This is a genomic window from Devosia sp. Root436 (assembly GCF_001426345.1).
Taxonomy (GTDB): domain Bacteria; phylum Pseudomonadota; class Alphaproteobacteria; order Rhizobiales; family Devosiaceae; genus Devosia.
In genome coordinates this window covers 269,526-287,838 of sequence record NZ_LMEM01000009.1, presented here as the reverse complement: position 1 = coordinate 287,838, position 18,313 = coordinate 269,526, and the positions used below count along the sequence as shown (strand labels likewise).

General features: G+C 63.9%; 17 protein-coding genes. 4 read left to right on the top strand and 13 right to left on the bottom strand.

The window, feature by feature from the left end; all coding sequences use genetic code 11:
* Window positions 1–151 precede the first annotated feature (151 nt).
* The 3 genes from ASD04_RS06395 to ASD04_RS06385 all read left to right on the top strand — a co-directional run bounded on the left by ASD04_RS06395 (window position 152) and on the right by ASD04_RS06385 (window position 3,663).
* The gene (locus tag ASD04_RS06395) at window positions 152–1,111 is read left to right on the top strand and encodes a TAXI family TRAP transporter solute-binding subunit (RefSeq protein WP_056254222.1); all 960 of its coding nucleotides are present in this window, start codon (window positions 152–154) and stop codon (window positions 1,109–1,111) included.
* A 66-nt stretch (window positions 1,112–1,177) separates the two neighbouring features.
* A complete protein-coding gene (locus tag ASD04_RS06390; RefSeq protein ID WP_056254218.1) occupies window positions 1,178–3,286 on the top strand; it encodes a TRAP transporter permease in 2,109 nt (702 codons plus the stop codon).
* Window positions 3,286–3,663, top strand: a complete 378-nt coding sequence (locus ASD04_RS06385) for a DUF1850 domain-containing protein (protein WP_200940239.1) — start codon at window positions 3,286–3,288, stop codon at window positions 3,661–3,663. Before ASD04_RS06390 ends, ASD04_RS06385 begins: the two co-directional genes overlap by 1 nt.
* A gap of 7 nt (window positions 3,664–3,670) precedes the next feature.
* On the opposite strand, the gene ASD04_RS06380 is transcribed toward ASD04_RS06385, so the two are convergent.
* From ASD04_RS06380 to nirB, 12 genes are all read right to left on the bottom strand, one after another.
* Entirely contained in the window at window positions 3,671–4,456 is a 786-nt protein-coding gene (locus ASD04_RS06380; protein WP_056254216.1) for an HAD-IIB family hydrolase, read from the bottom strand.
* A complete protein-coding gene (locus tag ASD04_RS06375) occupies window positions 4,453–5,238 on the bottom strand; it encodes a DeoR/GlpR family DNA-binding transcription regulator (RefSeq protein WP_056254213.1) in 786 nt (261 codons plus the stop codon). Before ASD04_RS06375 ends, ASD04_RS06380 begins: the two co-directional genes overlap by 4 nt.
* Window positions 5,239–5,245: 7 nt before the next feature.
* Window positions 5,246–5,992 carry a glycerophosphoryl diester phosphodiesterase gene (locus ASD04_RS06370; protein WP_056254210.1) on the bottom strand — a complete coding sequence of 249 codons (747 nt, stop codon included), beginning with the start codon at window positions 5,990–5,992 and terminating at the stop codon, window positions 5,246–5,248.
* 43 nt (window positions 5,993–6,035) lie between these two features.
* Entirely contained in the window at window positions 6,036–7,088 is a 1,053-nt protein-coding gene (locus tag ASD04_RS06365) for a sn-glycerol-3-phosphate import ATP-binding protein UgpC (RefSeq protein ID WP_056254208.1), read from the bottom strand.
* A gap of 3 nt (window positions 7,089–7,091) precedes the next feature.
* On the bottom strand, window positions 7,092–7,940 hold the full coding sequence (ugpE, locus tag ASD04_RS06360; RefSeq protein ID WP_056254204.1) for a sn-glycerol-3-phosphate ABC transporter permease UgpE: 849 nt from the start codon (window positions 7,938–7,940) through the stop codon (window positions 7,092–7,094).
* A gap of 12 nt (window positions 7,941–7,952) precedes the next feature.
* Window positions 7,953–8,837, bottom strand: coding sequence for a sn-glycerol-3-phosphate ABC transporter permease UgpA (ugpA, locus tag ASD04_RS06355; protein WP_056254201.1), 885 nt, complete (start codon window positions 8,835–8,837; stop codon window positions 7,953–7,955).
* A 95-nt stretch (window positions 8,838–8,932) separates the two neighbouring features.
* A complete protein-coding gene (gene ugpB / locus ASD04_RS06350; protein WP_056254198.1) occupies window positions 8,933–10,258 on the bottom strand; it encodes a sn-glycerol-3-phosphate ABC transporter substrate-binding protein UgpB in 1,326 nt (441 codons plus the stop codon).
* Between the two features lie 234 nt (window positions 10,259–10,492).
* Window positions 10,493–11,176, bottom strand: a complete 684-nt coding sequence (locus ASD04_RS06345; RefSeq protein ID WP_056254195.1) for a hypothetical protein — start codon at window positions 11,174–11,176, stop codon at window positions 10,493–10,495.
* 107 nt (window positions 11,177–11,283) lie between these two features.
* On the bottom strand, window positions 11,284–13,008 hold the full coding sequence (locus tag ASD04_RS06340; RefSeq protein ID WP_056254193.1) for a bifunctional protein-serine/threonine kinase/phosphatase: 1,725 nt from the start codon (window positions 13,006–13,008) through the stop codon (window positions 11,284–11,286).
* A 49-nt stretch (window positions 13,009–13,057) separates the two neighbouring features.
* Complete coding sequence (locus ASD04_RS06335; protein WP_056254190.1) at window positions 13,058–13,891, bottom strand: formate/nitrite transporter family protein; 834 nt, start codon at window positions 13,889–13,891, stop codon at window positions 13,058–13,060.
* Window positions 13,892–13,931: 40 nt separating this feature from the next.
* Window positions 13,932–14,264, bottom strand: a complete 333-nt coding sequence (nirD, locus tag ASD04_RS06330) for a nitrite reductase small subunit NirD (RefSeq protein WP_056254185.1) — start codon at window positions 14,262–14,264, stop codon at window positions 13,932–13,934.
* Window positions 14,265–14,275: 11 nt separating this feature from the next.
* On the bottom strand, window positions 14,276–16,723 hold the full coding sequence (nirB, locus tag ASD04_RS06325; protein WP_056254182.1) for a nitrite reductase large subunit NirB: 2,448 nt from the start codon (window positions 16,721–16,723) through the stop codon (window positions 14,276–14,278).
* 430 nt (window positions 16,724–17,153) lie between these two features.
* Between nirB and ASD04_RS06320 the strand changes: the two genes are divergently transcribed.
* Window positions 17,154–17,507, top strand: coding sequence for a YciI family protein (locus tag ASD04_RS06320; protein ID WP_056254180.1), 354 nt, complete (start codon window positions 17,154–17,156; stop codon window positions 17,505–17,507).
* A gap of 94 nt (window positions 17,508–17,601) precedes the next feature.
* On the opposite strand, the gene ASD04_RS06315 is transcribed toward ASD04_RS06320, so the two are convergent.
* The gene (locus ASD04_RS06315) at window positions 17,602–18,213 is read right to left on the bottom strand and encodes a LysE family translocator (RefSeq protein WP_056254178.1); all 612 of its coding nucleotides are present in this window, start codon (window positions 18,211–18,213) and stop codon (window positions 17,602–17,604) included.
* Window positions 18,214–18,313 lie beyond the last annotated feature (100 nt).

Below are 18,313 nucleotides of genomic sequence, written 5' to 3'. Positions count from 1 at the left end.
CGGATTGCCGCTCGAATTGGCCTGTACCATCGTCAAAAAAGGCCCGTTCTATGGGCGTTGTGTGGTTGGCACGCCCGTTGCAAGGAAGCGGGCGGTCCCGTCGCTTAGAGGTGCCGGGGCATAAACAAAAACATGTAGGGAGGATTATCGCATGTCTTTCGTTCCCGTCCGTCGCGTAGCGGGCCTGGTTGCCGGCGCCGTCCTGGCCATAAGCGGCGGCGCTGCCGTCAACGCCCAGGAATTCATCAACATCCTCACCGGCGGTACGTCCGGTGTGTACTACCCGCTCGGGGTGGCCCTCTCGGAAATCTATGCCGAGGAAATCGAGGGTGCCCGTACCCAGGTGCAGGCCACCAAGGCGTCGGTCGAAAACCTCAACCTGCTGCAACAGGGCAAGGGCGAACTCGCCTTTGCGCTGGGCGACTCGGTCAAGGCAGGCTGGGATGGCGTGGAAGAAGCCGGGTTCCCGCAGCCGCTGACCGATCTGCGCGCCATCGCAGCGATCTACCCCAATTATGTGCAGGTGGTGTCCAGCGCCGAAAGCGGCATCACGTCCTTCGCCGACCTCAAGGGCAAATCGATGTCGGTCGGCGCACCGGCCTCCGGCACCGAACTCAATGCCCGGGCGATCTTTGCCGCCTCGGGCATGAGCTATGACGACCTGGGCAAGCTCGAATACCTGCCCTATGCGGAATCGGCCGAATTGATGAAGAATCGCCAGCTCGACTCGACGCTGCAATCGTCCGGTCTCGGCGTTGCCTTCATCAAGGATCTGTCGGCCACGATGGACATCAACATCGTCGCCATCCCCGCCGATGTCGTGGAAAAAATCGGCGCGCCGTACATTCCCGCCGTTATTCCGGCTGGCACCTATGACGGACAGGACGAGGACGTTCCCACGGCCGCCATCGGCAATATCCTGGTGACGCGCGCTGGCGTCAGCGACGAGACCGCCTACCAGATGACCAAACTGCTGTTCGAGAATCTCGAGCGGCTCAAGGCGTCACATTCGGCTGCCGGCGCCATCGATCCCGCCAAGGCTACCGAGGGGCTCTCGATCCCGCTGCATCCGGGCGCCGAGCGCTACTACAGGGAAATGGGCCTGCTCTGATCCATCCGCGTCCGGGAGCGGGTGCTCCCGGACGTCCATTCCTGCGAGTCCTGGGGAGGAAACTCGATGACTTCCGCATCAGCGGCGATTACGCCTGAAACTACCAGCGTCGAGGAGGCGGTGGAGGGCCTGCCGCCCGGCTTCGGCACGGGCCTGATGGGCCGCATCGCCTTCGGCATCGCCATTGCCTTTGCGCTGTTCCAGCTGTGGACGGCGGCCTATGGCACGCTGCCCAGCCAGGTGGTGCGCGCCATGCATGTCGGCTTCCTGCTGCTGCTCGGCTTCGGCCTGGTCGGCAACCTTGTCGCCAAGACCATGGCGGGGCGGATTTTCCTCTGGACGCTGGCGGTGCTCGGCTTCCTGACCGGCGTCTACAACTGGGTCTTTTATGCGGACCTGCTGAAGCGCAGCAGCTTTCTCAACCCGTTCGACATGACGGTCGGTACAGTGATGATCGTCCTGGTATTCGAAGCGGCGCGGCGGCTGATGGGCCTGCCGCTGGCCATCATCGCCAGCATTTTCCTCGCCTACTGCTTCTTCGGCCAATACCTGCCCGGCGCCTTCGTGCATCGGGGCTATGACTTCGCGCAGATCGTCGAGCATTTCGGCTTCGGCACCGAAGGCATCTACGGCACGCCGATCTATGTGTCTTCGGCCTATATCTTCATCTTCGTGGTCTTCGCGGCCTTTCTCGAACGGGCCGGCATGATCCGGCTGTTCAACGATTTCGCGCTCGGGCTGGTCGGCGGCTGGCGCGGCGGACCGGCACAGGTCTGCACCCTGTCCTCGGCCTTGATGGGCACCATTTCCGGCTCCGGCGTGGCCAATGTGGTGGCCAGCGGCCAGTTCACCATTCCGCTGATGAAGCGCTTCGGGTTCCGTTCGGCCTTTGCGGGCGGGGTGGAAGCGACCTCGTCCATGGGCGGACAGATCATGCCGCCGATCATGGGGGCCGTGGCCTTCATCATGGCCGAGACGCTCGATGTTCCCTACAGCTCCATCGTCCTGGCCGCGATCATTCCGGCTATTCTCTATTTCGCCACCTGCTTCTGGGTCGTGCATCTGGAGGCCGGCAAGGCCGGGTTGCGCGGGATGGACAAGGCCGACCTGCCCAATCCGTGGACGGCGGTGAAGGAAAACTGGCCGCTGGTGCTGCCGCTGGCGGCGCTGGTCTATCTGCTGTTTGCCGGCTATACGCCGATCTTTGCCGGGACGATGGGCCTGGCGCTGGTCGTCGTGCTCATCCTGGGCACGCCGCTTGCCGCCGCCATCGGGCCCAAGGTCTTCCGTTATGTGTTCTGGCTGGCGCTGGGACTGGCCTCGGCGGCTTTCCTGCGCTTTGGCGTCAACCTGCTGATACTCGTCATCGGCGCGTTGGTGCTGGCCTGCATCTTCGTCAATGGCGGGCGGGAAACCCTGGCCATCGTACGCGATTCACTGGCCGAGGGCGCCCGCAACGCGCTGCCGGTCGGCATCGCCTGCGCCATCGTCGGCATCGTGATCGGCACGCTGACGCTGACCGGCATCGCCTCGACCTTCATCGGCGCCGTCATCGCCATCGGCGAGGACAACCTGTTCCTCTCGCTGGTCTTGACCATGCTCACCTGCCTGGTGCTGGGCATGGGGATTCCGACCATTCCCAACTACATCATCACCTCCTCGCTGGCGGGGCCCGCTCTGCTTGAACTGGGGGTGCCGCTGCTGGTCAGCCACATGTTCGTCTTCTACTTCGGCATCATGGCGGACCTGACGCCACCAGTGGCGCTGGCCTGCTTTGCAGCCGCGCCGATGGCCAAGACCTCGGGCCTCAAAATCTCGATCCAGGCCACCAAGCTGGCGGCGGCCGGCTTCATCGTGCCGTTCATGGCGGTCTATACACCGTCCCTGATGTTGCAGGATGGCGGGGCGATCGCGGCCCAGTTCGGCTATCCGGTGGAGGTGACGTATATCGTGTTCAAGACCGTGCTGGCGATCGGCCTGCTGGGCGTGTCGGTGGTCGGCTATCTCTTCGGTCCGGCCAATGTGCTGGAACGGATCGCGACCTTTGCCGCCGCGATCCTGCTGATGCTGGCTTTGCCTCTGACCGACGAGTTCGGCTTTGCACTGGCGGTGCTGCTGATTGGCCAGCATTGGTGGCGCCTGCGGAAGCGGCCCGAGCAGGGGGCGGCGGCCTGATGCTGTGCATCGCCACGGCAGGCACTGTCGCGGCCCTGGTGGCTTCGAGCTTCACCCTGAGCTGGACCCACTCGGTGGAACACACCCAGTGGCGCGAAAGCTGGGTGGTCCAGGGCGACAGGCTGCAGGTGGTGGAGGCCAGCGTGGAAGGGTCGGGGGCGGGCATCGCTGTCCCCCCCGATGCCGTCTGGGCCGATGGGCGCTGGAGCTACCGGCCGGCATTGGGGCCGGTACCCAGCCTTAACCTCGCCGCTTCGGGCATGACGCCCAGCCCCTGGACGCTTTGCCCCCCGGATGGACAGTGCCTGACCCTGGGGGCCGGGGCGGGCGAGGCTGTGCGCCTATGGGCCGGCGCGGATTGTGACCAGTCGCAGTAGCGACGGATCAGGCAGTCGGCGCCGCACCTCTGGCGGCAATCATGGTGCGGGCGATATCGACGAAACCGAGGCCGGCGGGACGGCTGGATATCCATCGGGGCTTGGTGGCGATGTCATCGAGCACCGGAAGGATATTGGCGACGCCGAAGGCGTTCCTGAAATAGCCGAACATGGGGGCGTCATTGCGCGAGTCGCCGACAAAGGCGGTCCGTTCCCCGATTTCATCCTGGGCGATATCGAGCCGGCGCAGCAGGCGCTCGCTCATGGTCTGCTTGTCGTAGTTGCCGATCCAGGAGTTGATGTGGATCGAGCTAATGGCGACCCTGGCGCCCAGGGCGCGGATACGGTCGGCCAGGGCATCGACGTCGTGCCGCGACCGTCCGGTGATATCGATCGCCAGGTCGGCGAGGCGGAAACGCTGGTCGCGCGCCAGCACGAAATCTTGCAGCAGCGGTTCGACCATATGCAGGTGCTGGGCCTGTCGCTCTGCCTGCACGGCCTCGCCGTCCCAGAAGTCCATTTCTACCTGCCCGTTTTCCAGGGTCATTGCCAGGGCTCCGCTCTCACCGATGGCGGCGGCAACGGGCCAGGCGCGGACGATGTGCTCGCACCATCCCGCCGACCCGCCGGTGACCGGGATCACGGCAATGCCGGCAGCATGAAGATCCCAAAGCGCCTGATAGGTTTCGGGAAGCAACCGGCCACCGGTGGTCAGGGTGTCGTCGATATCGGTGAAGAGATAGCGGACCCCCTGCAATTGTTCGGGCAGGGGCGCCAGGCCACGAAAAATCATGCCGGATCCTCGCCGCAGAGAACGACTTCGGTTCCGGCATCCGCAAGAGCCTGCATGGCGGCGCCATCCTCGGGCAGACGATCGGTGAAGAAGGTGTCGATACTTTTGAAGGGCACGACGCGCACGGAAGCGTCCCGCGTCCATTTGCTGACATCGGCGGCCAGCAACTGGGTGCGCGAATTCTCGATCAGCGTCGTGGTGGTCTGCGCTTCGCTGTAGCTGAAATCGAGCACGCCCTTGGTCGGGTCGAGCGCGCCCGCGCCGATCACGGCGTAGGAGGCATAGAATTTCTCGAAGAAGCGCAGTGCATCGGCGCCCACCACGTCACGGTCGTTATGGCGCAGCAAGCCGCCCGTCATATGAACTTCCACCTGTGGGGCCTCCGACAGTGTCAGCGCCACATCGATATTGTTGGTGACGACACGCAGTCCTTCATGTTCGCGCAATGCCGCCGCCACGAACTGGACCGTGCTGCCTATGCCCATGAACACGGTCGAATTCGGCTCGATGACGGCGGCGATGCGCCGGGCGATGCGTTGCTTGGCACCGCTGTTCAAGGCGGCGCGGACGTTGACCGAGATGTTGCGGCCCTCGACCGGCAGGTCGACGCCGCCGTGAAACCGCCGCGTATAGCCAAGGTCGCAAAGCGCGTTGATGTCGCGCCGCAGGGTTTGCGTCGTCATGCCGTAGCGGGCCGCCAGGTGCTCGATATATTGAGCGCCCTCGGCCTCGATCAAAGCAAGAATGTCGCGTTGGCGGCTCGAAAGCCTGTCCTGCCCCATTGCCTCGCTACCCCAGATAGACCTTCGGGTTGTCGGTGATCACACCGGTCAGCCCTGCAGGCCAGAACGATTTGAGCTCGATCGGGTCGTTGCTGGTCCAGGCACGCACCTTGATGCCGCGCTGTCGCGCCCGCTCCAGCATGCCGATGCTCAGCGACTTGTAGTTGAGATGGATGGTGGTGGCGGGAATGGCGGCCAGCCGGGCTTCCCAGTCGTCAGGCAGGTCCGACCAGAGCATCGCCATTTCGAGGTCCGGCTCCAGCAGGTGCATGGCCCGCAACGCCTCGGGATCGAAGCTCGAGATCATGATCGGCATGCCCGGTTTGCGCTGGCGCAGATCGTGCTGGACGGCCCGTATCAACTGGTCCAGCGACTTGTGATGGGGGTGTTGTTTGATCTCGATATTGGCGCCCATGCCCAAATCGCCCAAGGCGGCAATGGTCTCCGCCAAGGTGGGCAGGGGTTCGCCGGCAAAGCGCGCATCGAACCAGGCGCCAGCGTCGAGCGCGGGGAGATCGGCCTGACGCAGCGTGGCCAGCTTGCCGGTTCCCGACGTGGTCCGGTCGACACTGTCGTCATGGATCACGACCAGCGTATCGTCGGCCAACAGGGCCACGTCCAGCTCCACCCAGCGGGCGCCCTGTTCCGCTGCCGCGCGAAAGGCGGCGATGGTGTTTTCGGGTGCCACTGCCGAAGCGCCGCGATGGGCCTGGACTTCATCCCGGTTGGGACCGATTGCTGGATTGGCTGTCATGGTGCGTCTTTGAATTGGTCCAGTGGGCCTTAGCCCGGTCTTGCTACGATTTTGCGACGGTGTCGGTGCGGCGCCCGGTCTGCGAACTGAATGGATGCAGCTCGGACGGCCGCGCGTAGATGGTGAGGTGCGCCGACTCGGCAATGTCGGGGCGGCCCGGAACGCTGAGGATGATGGCCTGGCCCGAGCCTTCCAGCTTGACGTGAAGGTGGCTCTCGCCGCCAATCGGTTCCAGCAGATCGGCGGTTGCCTCAAGTGCGATGCAGGGGCCTTCCGGGCGCTGGATCAGCAGGGCGTCGGGGCGGACGCCGACAATGTCGGTTCCTGCCGGCAGGCCATTGGCGCCATCGGTTCCCAGTGCCGATGTGGGGATGAGGTTCATCGGCGGCGAGCCGATGAAGCCGGCCACGAACAGCGTCGCGGGGTGATCGTAGACCTCGGTCGGCGTGCCGATCTGTTCGACGAGGCCGCCATTCATCACCACCAGCCGGTCGGCCAGCGTCATGGCTTCGAGCTGGTCATGCGTGACATAGAGGCTGGTGGTCTTGAGCCGCCGCTGCAGCTTGCGGATTTCCACCCGCATCTGCACGCGCAGCTTGGCGTCGAGGTTGGACAGCGGTTCGTCGAACAGGAAGGCGGCCGGTTCGCGCACGATGGCGCGACCCATGGCGACGCGCTGGCGCTGGCCGCCGGAAAGCTGGCGCGGCTTGCGATCGAGCAATTGGCCGATTTCAAGAATGTCGGCGGCCTCGTTCACCCGGCGATCGATTTCGGTCCGTGGCGTGCCACGGTTCTTGAGGCCGTATTCCAGGTTTCCGCGCACCGTCATATGCGGATAGAGCGCATAATTCTGGAATACCATGGCGATATCGCGCTCGGCCGGCTCGGCCTTGACCACGTCGCGGCCGGCGATCTCGATATGGCCCGAGGTCACCGATTCAAGGCCGGCCACCATGCGCAGCAAGGTGGACTTGCCGCAGCCCGAGGGGCCGACCAGGACTATGAGTTCACCATCTGCCACCGACAGGTTGACGCCCTTTACCGCCGGCACGTTGCCGTAGCTTTTTTTCAGGTCGACGAGGTTGATCGTGGCCATGGCTTATTTCTCCGTTTCCACGAGGCCTTTGACGAACAGGCGCTGCATGAAGATGACGACAAGGACGGGTGGCAGCATGGCCAGGATCACCGAGGCCATGACCAGGTGCCATAACGGCTCGGTATCGGCCGTGGCTGCGAGGCGCTTGATGCCCATGACGACCGTGTAGTAGCGGCTTTCAGTGGTCACCAGCAGCGGCCAGAGATACTGCACCCAGCCGTAGATGAAGAGGATGACGAAGAGCGCCGCGATATTGGTGCGCGAAAGGGGCAGCAGGATATCGCGGAAGAACTTCATCGGCCCGGCGCCATCCACCCGCGCCGCTTCCATCAGCTCATCGGGAATGGTGAGGAAGAACTGGCGGAAGAGGAAGGTCGCGGTGGCCGAGGCGATCAGCGGCAGGGTCAGCCCGACATAGGAATTGAGCAGGCCCAGATTGGCCACCACGGCGAAGGTGGGGATGATGCGGACCTCGACGGGCAGCATCAGCGTGATGAAGATGATCCAGAAGGCCACCATGCGGAGGGGGAACTTGAAGAACACGATCGCATAGGCCGAGAGCAGCGAGATGACGATCTTTCCCACCGCGATGATGATGGCGATGATCAGCGAGTTGGACAGCATGATCCAGAGCGGCGGCGCGCCGGCGGTGGAAATGCCCTCGGTGAGCATGCGGCCATAGTTTTCGATCAGGTAGGGCCCCGGCAGCAGCGGCACCAGGCCGCGCAGAAAGTCCCCGCTGCCATGGGTCGAGGCGACGAATGCCAGATAGACCGGAAAGACGACGATGACGACACCGACGATCAGCACCAGATGGGTGATGAACGAGAGCCAGGGGCGATTTTCGACCATTCTCTGCTCTCCTCAGTACTGAACGCGCCGCTCGACATAGCGGAACTGAATGGCGGTGAGCACGATCACGATCAGCATCAGCACCACCGATTGCGCGGCCGACGAGCCGATATTGAGGCCCAGGAAGCCATCGGCATAAACCTTGTAGACCAGGATATTGGTGGCCTGGTTCGGGCCGCCATTGGTGGTGGCGTCGATCAGGCCGAAGGTGTCGAACATGGCGTAGTTGATGTTGACGATCAGCAGGAAGAACGTGGTCGGCGACAGCAGCGGGAAGACGATGGTCCAGAACCGCTTGAAGGGCCCGGCGCCATCGATGGCCGCCGCTTCGGTGAGCGATTGCGGCACCGATTGCAGGCCGGCCACGAAAAACAGGAAATTGTAGGAAATCTGCTTCCAGCTCGCAGCCATAACGACGAGGATCATGGCCTGGGTGCCATCGATGCGATGGTTCCAGTCGATGCCCAGGCCGCGCAGCATGTAGGGGCCAATGCCGATGGTGGGATTGAACATGAACCACCACAGAATACCCACCACCACCGGCGCCACGGCATAAGGCCAGACCAGCAGGGTCGTATAGACGCGGTTGGTTTTGAGAACCCGGTTCACCGCCACGGCAAGCAGCAGCGACAGGCTCATCGAGAGCAGCGTCACCGAAACCGCGAAAATGGCGGTCTTGCCCAGCGAATTCACATAGCCGGGCTCGGAGAACAGCCTTGTGTAGTTTTCAAACCAGATGAAGGTGGTGCGGAAGCCGAAGGGGTCTTCCCGCTCGAACGAGGACTTCACCGCCTGCGCTGCCGGCCAGATGAAGAAAATCAGCGTCACCGCGAGTTGCGGCGCCAGAAGGACGTAGGGGAGCAGCTTATTGGGGAAGATTGTGCGCTTGGTTTGCATGGGGTCTCCCGACGGTCACGACTGCAGGTCCCGGGCGGCCGAAGCCGTCCGGGAGTGGTCGTCCCCACCCACCAGGTGGGGACGAGCCGGGAGGATCAGCTATTGGCGGCTTCGAAGTCGCGCAGGATCTGGTTGCCGCGCTCGACGGCGGAGTCCAGGGCTTCCTGGGCGGTCTTGCTGCCCGAGAGCATGGCTTCGAATTCCTCGTCGACCACGGTGCGGGCCTGGGTCAGGTTGCCGAAGCGGACGCCCTTGGAATTGGCCGTCGGCGTGCCGCGAGTGATCTGGTTGATGGCGATATCGGCGCCTGGATTGGCGTCGTAATAGCCCTGTTCCTTGCCCAGATCGTAGGCAGCGTAGGTGATCGGCAGGTAGCCCGTTCCCTGGTGCCAGGTGGCCTGGACCTCGGGGCTCGACAGATAGGTGAAGAACTGGGCCACGCCCTTGTAGACTTCGGGATCCTTGCCGTTGAGCGCCCATAGCGTGGCGCCGCCGATGATGGAATTCTTCGGCTCGGCGATCACGTCGTCATAGTAAGGCAGGGGCGCGAAGCCGACTTCAAACTCCTTGGAGTTGGCAATGACGCCAGCGCGCGAGCCCGAGGAGTTCATGTACATGGCGCATTCCTGCGCATAGAATTTGGGCGGAGCATCGCCACCCCCGACCGGGCCGCCATATTCGAACAGGCCTTCATCGGCCCACTTCTTCAGGTTGCCCCAGTGCTTGACCTGGACCGGTCCGTTGAAGGTGAATTCGGAACCGAGACCGCCAAAGCCGTTTTCGAGCGTGCCATAGGGCTGGTCGTGGATGGCCGAGAGATTCTCGGTCTGAATCCAGGTGATCCAGCCGCTGGTGAAGCCACATGGTGCGGCGCCCGATTCCATGATCTGGCGGCTCATGGCCTCCAGTTCGGCCCAGGTCTTGGGCGGGGTTTCCGGATCGAGGCCGGCTTTTTCGAACACGTCCTTGTTGTAGTACATGATGGGCGTGGACGAATTGAAGGGCATGGACAGGATATTGCCGTCCGTGTCGGAATAGTAGCCGGTTACCGGGGCCAGAAATGCCGACGGATCCCAGGGTTCGCCGGCCGCTTCCATCAACTGGTATACGGGATTGATGGCGCCTTTGGCGGCCATCATGGTGCCCGTGCCCACTTCGTAGACCTGCACGATGGCCGGCTGTTCGTTGGCGCGGAAGGCGGCGATAGCGGCGGTCAGCGTCTCGGGATAGGTGCCCTTGTAGGACGGCACGACGACGAATTCGTCCTGGCTATCGTTGAAACCCTGGGCGATGGCCTCGAGCTTCTGGCCGAGTTCGGCATCCATGGCGTGCCACCAGGCGATTTCGGTCTGTGCAAAAGTCGGCGTTGCCGCGAGGATGGTGGCCAACCCTACCGACAGACGCAATGCGTTCTTAAACATGCTCACTCCCTTGTTTTCGCCAGGGCCTCCCCGCCCCGTGCTGACCCAAACGGTATCAGCCAGCAGGGTGTTTGCAACTCAAAAATGTTCATTTGAACATTTTTGTGGTTCGGGAAGGCGAGGATCGCCTGGCTAGGAGTTTGAATTTTCTGAGAAATGCCTTGACCGACAAGGAGATTTCAACAGCCTAGAATGAAGTGTTGAATCTCTGATGCTCATGTGAACATCAGCCACCTAGAGCGTGTGGAACCGCACCGTACCCAGGCTGCCCAGTTCCGCGACGGTTTCGCCGAGGAGGATATCCATGGGGCCCACCCGGGCGCCGGTCATAATAACCGTTCCGGCGGCGAATGGCAGTCCGAGCCTGTCGGCATAGTCGGCGGCCCAGGCGGCGGCGCGCAGCAATGGGTCGCGCAGCAGCGGCGTCGTGCTGGTTTGTGTCGCGCCGTCACCGGTGGTCAGCCGGACGGGGCAATCGGGATTGTCGCCGGCAGGAAGCGGCTGGGCCGGCCCCAGAACCAGGCCGGCAGTCGACATGAGGTCGGCCTTCTTGGCGAGGTCCGGCCAATCGGCGCCCGGCTCCAGGCGCGAGCGGACAAGCTCAAAGGCCGGCGCGATCGAGAATGTTCCGTCCGCAGCGCTGACCAGGGCCAATTCGACCTCGAGCCGCAGGCCCGGCAGCAGCGAAATGCCCTGGCCGGACTGATAAATCCACGCCTGGGGAATGGGCGCCGCCACCATCGGTTTGTCCTCGGACCAGGGGGACACTTTCCAGGCGCCCGTACCGCCCAGGATACCGACCAGTTCCGCCTGGATCGCCATTGTGTCGGCCTGTGCCGATGGAACGGCAGCGTCGCGGCGCGGGACCGGCCTGTCGTGCTGGAGAGCTTGCTGCAGTTGCGCGGTGAAGGGATGCATAATTGGCCTCTGGCGAGTGTGTGTCGCCACTGTCGCATGCGCCGCCCCAGATGCACCATCCCGCCGGAAGTCTTATTCCGACCAGGCAGTTGGCCACGGTTTCCCCGCTAGGCGAGCAGCAGAACGAGGAGAACGAACACGGCGCCGGCGAGCGCCAGGCAGAGCAATTGCCAGAAGCGCATCGGGTTGCGGACCAGCAGCGGACGAGCGGGCAGGGTGGCGAAAGCGGGGTTGGGATGGCGGAGATCGTAGGTGAATTCCGACAGGGCCTCGTAGCGCTGGGCGGGGTCGGGGTGGAGTGCCTTTTCGAGGGCCCGGTCGACCCATTCGGGAATGCCGAATTGGGGAGTGGAGGCGGGCTGGTAGCGCAGGCGTGCCAGATCGGCGGCGCCGCGCAGCATAGCTGCGTGGGGGCCGTAGGGGAGCTGGCCGGTGAGCATCTGATAGGCGATGACGCCGAGCGAGAACTGGTCCGAGCGATCGGTGCCGGCATTGCCGATACGGTATTCGGGGGCTGCATACTGCACGGTGCCGAGCAGGTCTTCATCGCCAACGGGCTGGGCCTCGATGACGCCAGCGACCTTGGTGGAGCCGAAGTCGATGATCTTCACCGTACCGGTCCGGTCGATCATGATATTGTCGGGGCGCAGATCCTGATGGACCATCTCCTGGCGATGGAAGGCGTTGAGGCCGCGGGCGACCTGCTCGATGATGTCACGCACTGCGTTGAGATCGGGTCGAGGATTGTCTGTCATCCACTGGGTGAGGGTCTGGCCATCGACATATTCGGTGGCGAGATAGAGGTAGTGGCGCTTGCGGTCCTGCCGGTGGACGCCGAGGGCATGCGGCGTGTTGAGGCGGCGGGCGATCCATTCTTCCATCATGAAGCGGCGCAGGAAGGCCGGATTGTCGCGCATGTCCAATCCGGGCACCTTGATGACGGCAAGGCGGCCATCGGTATGGTCCTGGGCAAGGAAGACCTGACTGCGGGCATTGGCATGCAGCGGGCGCAGGATGCGGTAGCCATCGAAGTCGGTTCCGGGTGCGATGGATGGCGGCAGGGGCAGGTCGGCGGACTGACCCAGGAAATCGGCGGCCTCGCCGCCGGGCAGGGCGTCGATGCGGGCGATCTGGATGGTGAGGTTGTCGGGGCTGCCATTGCCCAGGGCGCTGACAACGATGCGGCGGGCGGCGGCATCGAGATCGTCGGGGCTGGCATCGATGGCGTCGGCAATGGTGGCGCCATCGACATGTTCATGGACGCCATCGGTGGTGAGCACGAAGACATCGCCGACGCCGACCGGCACGCTGCGATAGTCGACCTCGACATTGCCGCCGATGCCCAGGGCGCGGCCGAGATAAAAGCGGTTGGCGGCAGCGGGAACGCGGTGATCGATGGTCAATTGCTCGAGCGAACGGCCGGCGAGGCGATAAACCCGCGAATCCCCGACATGGAAGATGTGGGCGGCGCGGGACTTGAGGACGAGAACGCTCAGCGTGCAGACATAGCCGCTATCGACATCGTCGGATTGTTGCGCGCGCGTCTGGGCATGCAGCCAGGCATTGGTGGCCGCAATGACGCGATGAGCCGATGTCTTGACCGGCCAGGAGTCGGAGGTGCCGTAATAGTCGGTCAGGAAGCTCTTGATTGCCGTCTGGGCGGCGATGGAGCCGACATCGCTGCTGGAAATGCCATCGGCCAGGGCGATGGCGATGCCCTTGAGGTCGAGCGCCGGCTGGGCCGGGATCAGCGCGCCATAGAAATCCTGATTGGCCGGCTTGCGGCCCTTGTCGGAATGCTGTCCGAGGGAAATGGCGAGGCTGGCACTCATGGATAATCCGGAGAAGACGGCGCCCCGCGATGCGGAGCGCCCGATTGTATCACTCGGCAGGAGCAAACTTGCCGGAAGCGGCGCGCTGCGTGGCCCTTGCGCTGTGGGTGGCGTAGAGCGCCAGGCCGACAAAGGCGAAGCCGCCGACGAGATTGCCGAGCACGGTGGGGATTTCGTTCCAGATCAGGTAGTCCATGATCGAGAACTGGCCGCCCAGCATGATGCCCGAGGGGAACAGATACATGTTCACGACGGAATGCTCGAAGCCCATGTAGAAGAACAGCATGACGGGCATCCACATGGCCAGCACCTTGCCGGAAACCGAGGTAGACATCATGGCGCCGACGACGCCGGTCGAGACCATCCAGTTGCAGAGCACGCCGCGGACGAACAGGGTCAGCATGCCGGCGGCGCCGTGGGCGGCATAGCCGACGGTGCGGCCTTCGCCGATATGGCCGATGGCCTGGCCGACCGCGTTGGGCTCCTGGGTGAAGCCGAAGGTGAAGGTTATGGCCATCAGCACCGCGACGGTGAAGGCGCCGGCGAAATTGCCGGTGAAGACCAGGCCCCAGTTGCGCAGCATACCCTGCAGGGTGACGCCGGGACGCTTGTCGATGAGCGCCAGAGGCACCAGGGTCATGACGCCGGTCAGCAGGTCAAAGCCCATGAGATAGAGCAGGCAGAAGCCGACGGGGAACAGAATGGCGCCGGCCAGCGGCTGGCCGGTATTGACCGTGATGGTGACGGCAAAGGCCGCGCCAAGGGTCAGGATGGCGCCGGCCATGAAGGCGCGGATCAGCGTGTCGCGGGTGGACATGAAGACCTTGGCCTCGCCGGCATCGATCATCTTGGTCACAAATTCGGTTGGTATCACGTAGGCCATAGCGGCTCCTTGGGCAGGGGGCTTGGGGTTGGGGAGGGGGTTATTCGGCGGCGACCAGGGCGCTTTCGAGCGCCATGAAAATGCGGCCATCGACGAGATCGATCGGATAGATCCTGACCTGGCCCTCGTCGGCGCCAAGCGCCTTGCCAGTGGCGAGGTCGAAGACCCAGTTATGCAGAGGACAGGTGACGGAAGCGCCGTGGACGATGCCTTCGCTGAGTGGGCCCTGCTTGTGGGGGCAGCGGTTTTCGATGGCGAAAACCTGGTCTTGCTGGGTGCGGAACACAGCGATCCGGCCTGCCGGCGTGTTGACGCAACGGGCGCCACGGCGCGGGATGGCGTCGATGGTGCCGATCTCGATCCAGTCGGTCATGGGTGATCTCCCTATTCTGCTGCTACAGGCATGCCGAACTCGGCGAGGGCGGCGAATTCGTGGGCGTCCTTGCCGTTGACGCGCTCTTCCCATGGATCGACCTGGGCGAAGGTCTGCGAGAAGACGAAGCGCTCATAATAGTGCCGGCGCTTGTCGCGGTCGGTGACGACATTGGCCAGGATGGAAGGGGTGCCGACGCGCTTGGCCCATTTGTAGATGCGCTCGAGATAACGGCCCTGCTCGCGGTAGAGCTGGGTGAGGGCGACGATGATCTCGAGGGCTTCGTCCTCGGTATCGGCGTGGCAGAGGAGTTCGGTGGGTTTGATGTCGAGGCCGGCGGCACCGGCGAAGTGGATGTCGTAGCCACTATCGACACAGACGACGCCGATATCCTTGCAGGTGGCTTCGGCGCAGTTGCGCGGGCAGCCGGAGACGGCGAGCTTGACCTTGGCCGGGGTCCAGGCACCCCACATGAACTTTTCGAGGCGGATGCCCAGGCCGGTGGAATCCTGGGTGCCGAAGCGGCACCAGTCGGAGCCGACGCAGGTCTTTACGGTGCGCAGGCCCTTGGCATAGGCGGCGCCCGAGACCATGCCGGCGGCATTGAGATCGGCCCAGACGGCCGGGAGGTCTTCCTTCTTGACGCCGAGCAGGTCGATGCGCTGGCCGCCGGTGACCTTGACGGCGGGAATCTGGAACTTGTCGGCGACATCGGCGATGGCGCGCAGTTCCTTCGGATTGGTCATGCCGCCCCACATGCGGGGCACGACCGAATAGGTACCGTCCTTCTGGATATTGGCGTGGACGCGCTCGTTGATGAAGCGGGACTGGCCGTCATCCTCGTATTCGCCTGGCCAGTCGGAGACGAGATAATAGTTGAGGGCCGGGCGGCACTTAGCGCAGCCGCAGGAGGTCTTCCATTCCAGCTCCTGCATGACGGCGGGAATGGACTTGAGGCTCTTGGCGATGATCAGCCGGCGCACGTCGTCGTGGCCATATTCGGTGCAGGGGCAGATGGGCTGGATGGCGGCGGGGTTGTAGGCGTCGCCGAGCGTGGCGTGGAGCAGTTGCTCGACGAGATGGGTGCAGGAGCCGCAGGAAGCCGAGGCCTTGGTATGGGCGCGGACGCCATCAAGGGTGGTGAGGCCCTTGGCCGTGATGGCGCCGGTAATGGCACCCTTGCAGACGCCGTTGCAGCCGCAAATCTCGGCATCGTCGGGCAGGGCGGCCACCGCCGCCATGGGATCGAGCGGGGACCCGCCCTGATAGGCCTGGCCGAAGATCAGCGTATCGCGCATCTCGCTGGTATCGGTGCCCTTGCGGATCATGTCGAAGAACCACGGGCCGTCGCCGGTTTCGCCATAGAGGACGGCGCCGATGACCTTGTCCTGCTTGAGCACGAGGCGCTTGTAGACGCCCGAAGTGGCGTCGCGCAGCACGATCTCGTTGCGGTCTTCGGCCTCGGCGAAATCGCCGGCCGAATAGACCGAGACGCCGGTCACCTTGAGCTGAGTGGCGGTCTGCACCGGGCGGAAGGCGGCGTCGATCTTGGCCAGGGTCTTGGCCAGCACCTTGGCCTGGTCATAGAGCGGGGCGACGAGGCCATAGACAATGCGTTCATGCTCGACACATTCGCCGAGCGCCAGCACGTCGGGGTCGGAAGTGACCATCTGGTCGTTGACGACGATGCCGCGCTCGACATGCAGGCCTGCATCGGTGGCGATGCGGACTTCGGGGCGGATGCCCACGGCCATGACCACGATATCGGCGCCGTAGACGGTGCCGTCTTCGAGGGCGGCGGCCTCGACGCGGTCCTGGCCGAGAATGGCCTTGGTCTGGGCCTTGCAATGAACCTTGATGCCGCGCGCTTCGAGATCGCGCTGCAGCAGGTAGCCGGCGGCCGGATCGAGCTGGCGCTCCATGACATGGCCCATGAGGTGGAGCACGACTACTTCCATGCCGCGGGCGCGCAGGGCGGCAGCGGCTTCGAGGCCGAGCAGGCCGCCGCCGATGACCACGGCCCTGGCGCCGGGACGACGGGAGACCTCGACCATGCGGTTGACGTCGTCGAGGTCGCGGAAGGCCATGACGCCGGGCAGGTCCTTGCCGGGCAGGGGAATGATGAAGGGCGCGGAGCCGGTGGCGACGATCAGCTTGTCATAGGGCGTCTCGCCATTTTTCGAGATGACGATCTTGCGCTGCCGGTCGATGCCGGTGACGCTTTCACCGAACCGGGTATGGACGCCATGCGCCTCGTACCAGGCGTCGTCGTGGGTGATGATCTGTTCGTAGTCCTTTTCGCCGGCCAGGACCGGGGAGAGCATCAGGCGATTGTAGTTGCCGCGTGGCTCGGCGCCGAACAGGGTGACGTCAAAGCGGCCGGGGGCATCCTCGAAAATATGCTCCAGCGCGCGGCCGGAGGCCATGCCTGCACCAATGATGACGAGTCTTTCGACCATCGACGTCTTTCTCCCACTCTGCTGCCGGGCAGCCGTGAAAACAAAAAAGCCGCCAACCGACCCGCCGGGTCCGAAGACCGAAGGCGTTTGTCAGTTGGCAGCTTTGCCTGAGGTGGTGCCCGGCATTGGACACCGAATTCGTTGGGCACGCGACGTGCCGCAATTCCTATGAAGCACGAAGCGTGCCAGTATCGGATTGGTTTGAATTGTCGTTCATATTCAACTGTTTGAATGAAATCATGGGAGAAGGGCGCCGCGAATCACGGAAAGCGAGGCCGCTCAATCCAACGTCAAACTGCGCAATAAATAAGCAGTGGTGCGCTATCGATTATCAAATGCGCATTTCGTCTGCAGCTTGCGTCCCTGTCGAATCCGGACACCTTCACTCGTTGCCAGGGTGGGCCGAACGGGCCTTTGGAAGGAGACGACGATGAAATTCATGACACTGGTCAAGACGACCAAGGCTGGAGCCGGCGCGCCACCGATGGCGCTGATGCAGGCGATCGGGCAATTGGGCGCCGATGCGGAGGCTGCCGGAGTGCTGGTGACGCAGGGCGGACTGATGGGCAAGGAGCAGAGCGCCTTCATCAATATCCGCAGCGGCAAGGTGATCGTTACCGACGGGCCGTTTGCCGAGAGCAAGGAACTGGTCGGTGGCTACGCGGTCTATGACGTGCCGGGCATGGAAGAGGCGATGGAATGGGCGGTGCGGTTTGCGAACCTGCACAAGGAACATTGGCCGGAATGGGAGGGCGATATCGAGGTGCGGCCGATTTTCGGCTGAGGCCGGCCTGCAAATGGCGGCAGCAAGGTGAGTGGGAAGGCCCCCTCACCCGGCGCTGCGCGCCGACCTCTCCCCGAAGGGAGAGGTGAAGGGGTTAGTGCTGCCAGACGACGAGGCCGGCGGCGGTGGCCATCATGGCGCCGGCGGTCTTGTTGAGGCGGCCGAGGGCGCGGGGGCTCCTGAACATTTCGCGCGCGGCCGAGGCCAGCCAGGCATAGCCGCAGCCGATGATGAGCAGGACGACCACGACGATGGCGGTCAGTTCGGCGAAGGCGACGGGGTTCATCTGGTCGAGCGGGATCACGGTGGGCAGGATAGCGAGATAGAAGACGATGGTCTTGGGATTGCCCATGGTGAGCGAGAAGCCGGCCAGGAAGGTCTTCCAGCCGTCCTCGTTTTTCGGCTTCATCTGCTCGGAGCCGGGACGGGCGGTCCAGAAGCGATAGGCGACATAGAGCAGGTAGGCGGCGCCGGCCCAGCGGACGATGACGAAGATGGGGCCGAAATACGTGGCGATGGCGGCGAGGCCGAAGACGGCGAAGACGAAATAGACGAGGTCGCCGGCCAGGATGCCGAGCACCATGGGGAAGGCGCCCTTGAAGCCGCCGCCCAGAGCGCGGGCGACCACGGCCGCGACACCGGGGCCGGGAACGAGCACGGCGATAGCATAGGCGATGGTGAAGGCAGTGAGGGTGAACAGGTCCATGGCGCCGGGTCTCGGTTTGGGAGGCGGACACTACGCCTGGGTCGGGCGGTTGCCAAGGCGGCGGGTGACCTGCAGCACGAAATGCCGCCCGGCCCGGAGG

What these genes read in the sequence shown, in the direction of transcription:
- ASD04_RS06365 (WP_056254208.1), bottom strand. Translation starts at nt 7,088, where the DNA reads ATGGCCACGATCAACCTCGTCGACCTGAAAAAAAGCTACGGCAACGTG.
- ugpB (WP_056254198.1), bottom strand. Translation starts at nt 10,258, where the DNA reads ATGTTTAAGAACGCATTGCGTCTGTCGGTAGGGTTGGCCACCATCCTC.
- ASD04_RS06395 (WP_056254222.1), top strand. Translation starts at nt 152, where the DNA reads ATGTCTTTCGTTCCCGTCCGTCGCGTAGCGGGCCTGGTTGCCGGCGCC.
- ASD04_RS06375 (WP_056254213.1), bottom strand. Translation starts at nt 5,238, where the DNA reads ATGGGGCAGGACAGGCTTTCGAGCCGCCAACGCGACATTCTTGCTTTG.
- ASD04_RS06320 (WP_056254180.1), top strand. Translation starts at nt 17,154, where the DNA reads ATGAAATTCATGACACTGGTCAAGACGACCAAGGCTGGAGCCGGCGCG.
- ASD04_RS06315 (WP_056254178.1), bottom strand. Translation starts at nt 18,213, where the DNA reads ATGGACCTGTTCACCCTCACTGCCTTCACCATCGCCTATGCTATCGCC.
- ASD04_RS06345 (WP_056254195.1), bottom strand. Translation starts at nt 11,176, where the DNA reads ATGCATCCCTTCACCGCGCAACTGCAGCAAGCTCTCCAGCACGACAGG.
- ugpE (WP_056254204.1), bottom strand. Translation starts at nt 7,940, where the DNA reads ATGGTCGAAAATCGCCCCTGGCTCTCGTTCATCACCCATCTGGTGCTG.
- ASD04_RS06390 (WP_056254218.1), top strand. Translation starts at nt 1,178, where the DNA reads ATGACTTCCGCATCAGCGGCGATTACGCCTGAAACTACCAGCGTCGAG.
- ASD04_RS06385 (WP_200940239.1), top strand. Translation starts at nt 3,286, where the DNA reads ATGCTGTGCATCGCCACGGCAGGCACTGTCGCGGCCCTGGTGGCTTCG.
- ASD04_RS06370 (WP_056254210.1), bottom strand. Translation starts at nt 5,992, where the DNA reads ATGACAGCCAATCCAGCAATCGGTCCCAACCGGGATGAAGTCCAGGCC.
- ASD04_RS06340 (WP_056254193.1), bottom strand. Translation starts at nt 13,008, where the DNA reads ATGAGTGCCAGCCTCGCCATTTCCCTCGGACAGCATTCCGACAAGGGC.
- nirB (WP_056254182.1), bottom strand. Translation starts at nt 16,723, where the DNA reads ATGGTCGAAAGACTCGTCATCATTGGTGCAGGCATGGCCTCCGGCCGC.
- ASD04_RS06335 (WP_056254190.1), bottom strand. Translation starts at nt 13,891, where the DNA reads ATGGCCTACGTGATACCAACCGAATTTGTGACCAAGATGATCGATGCC.
- ugpA (WP_056254201.1), bottom strand. Translation starts at nt 8,837, where the DNA reads ATGCAAACCAAGCGCACAATCTTCCCCAATAAGCTGCTCCCCTACGTC.
- nirD (WP_056254185.1), bottom strand. Translation starts at nt 14,264, where the DNA reads ATGACCGACTGGATCGAGATCGGCACCATCGACGCCATCCCGCGCCGT.
- ASD04_RS06380 (WP_056254216.1), bottom strand. Translation starts at nt 4,456, where the DNA reads ATGATTTTTCGTGGCCTGGCGCCCCTGCCCGAACAATTGCAGGGGGTC.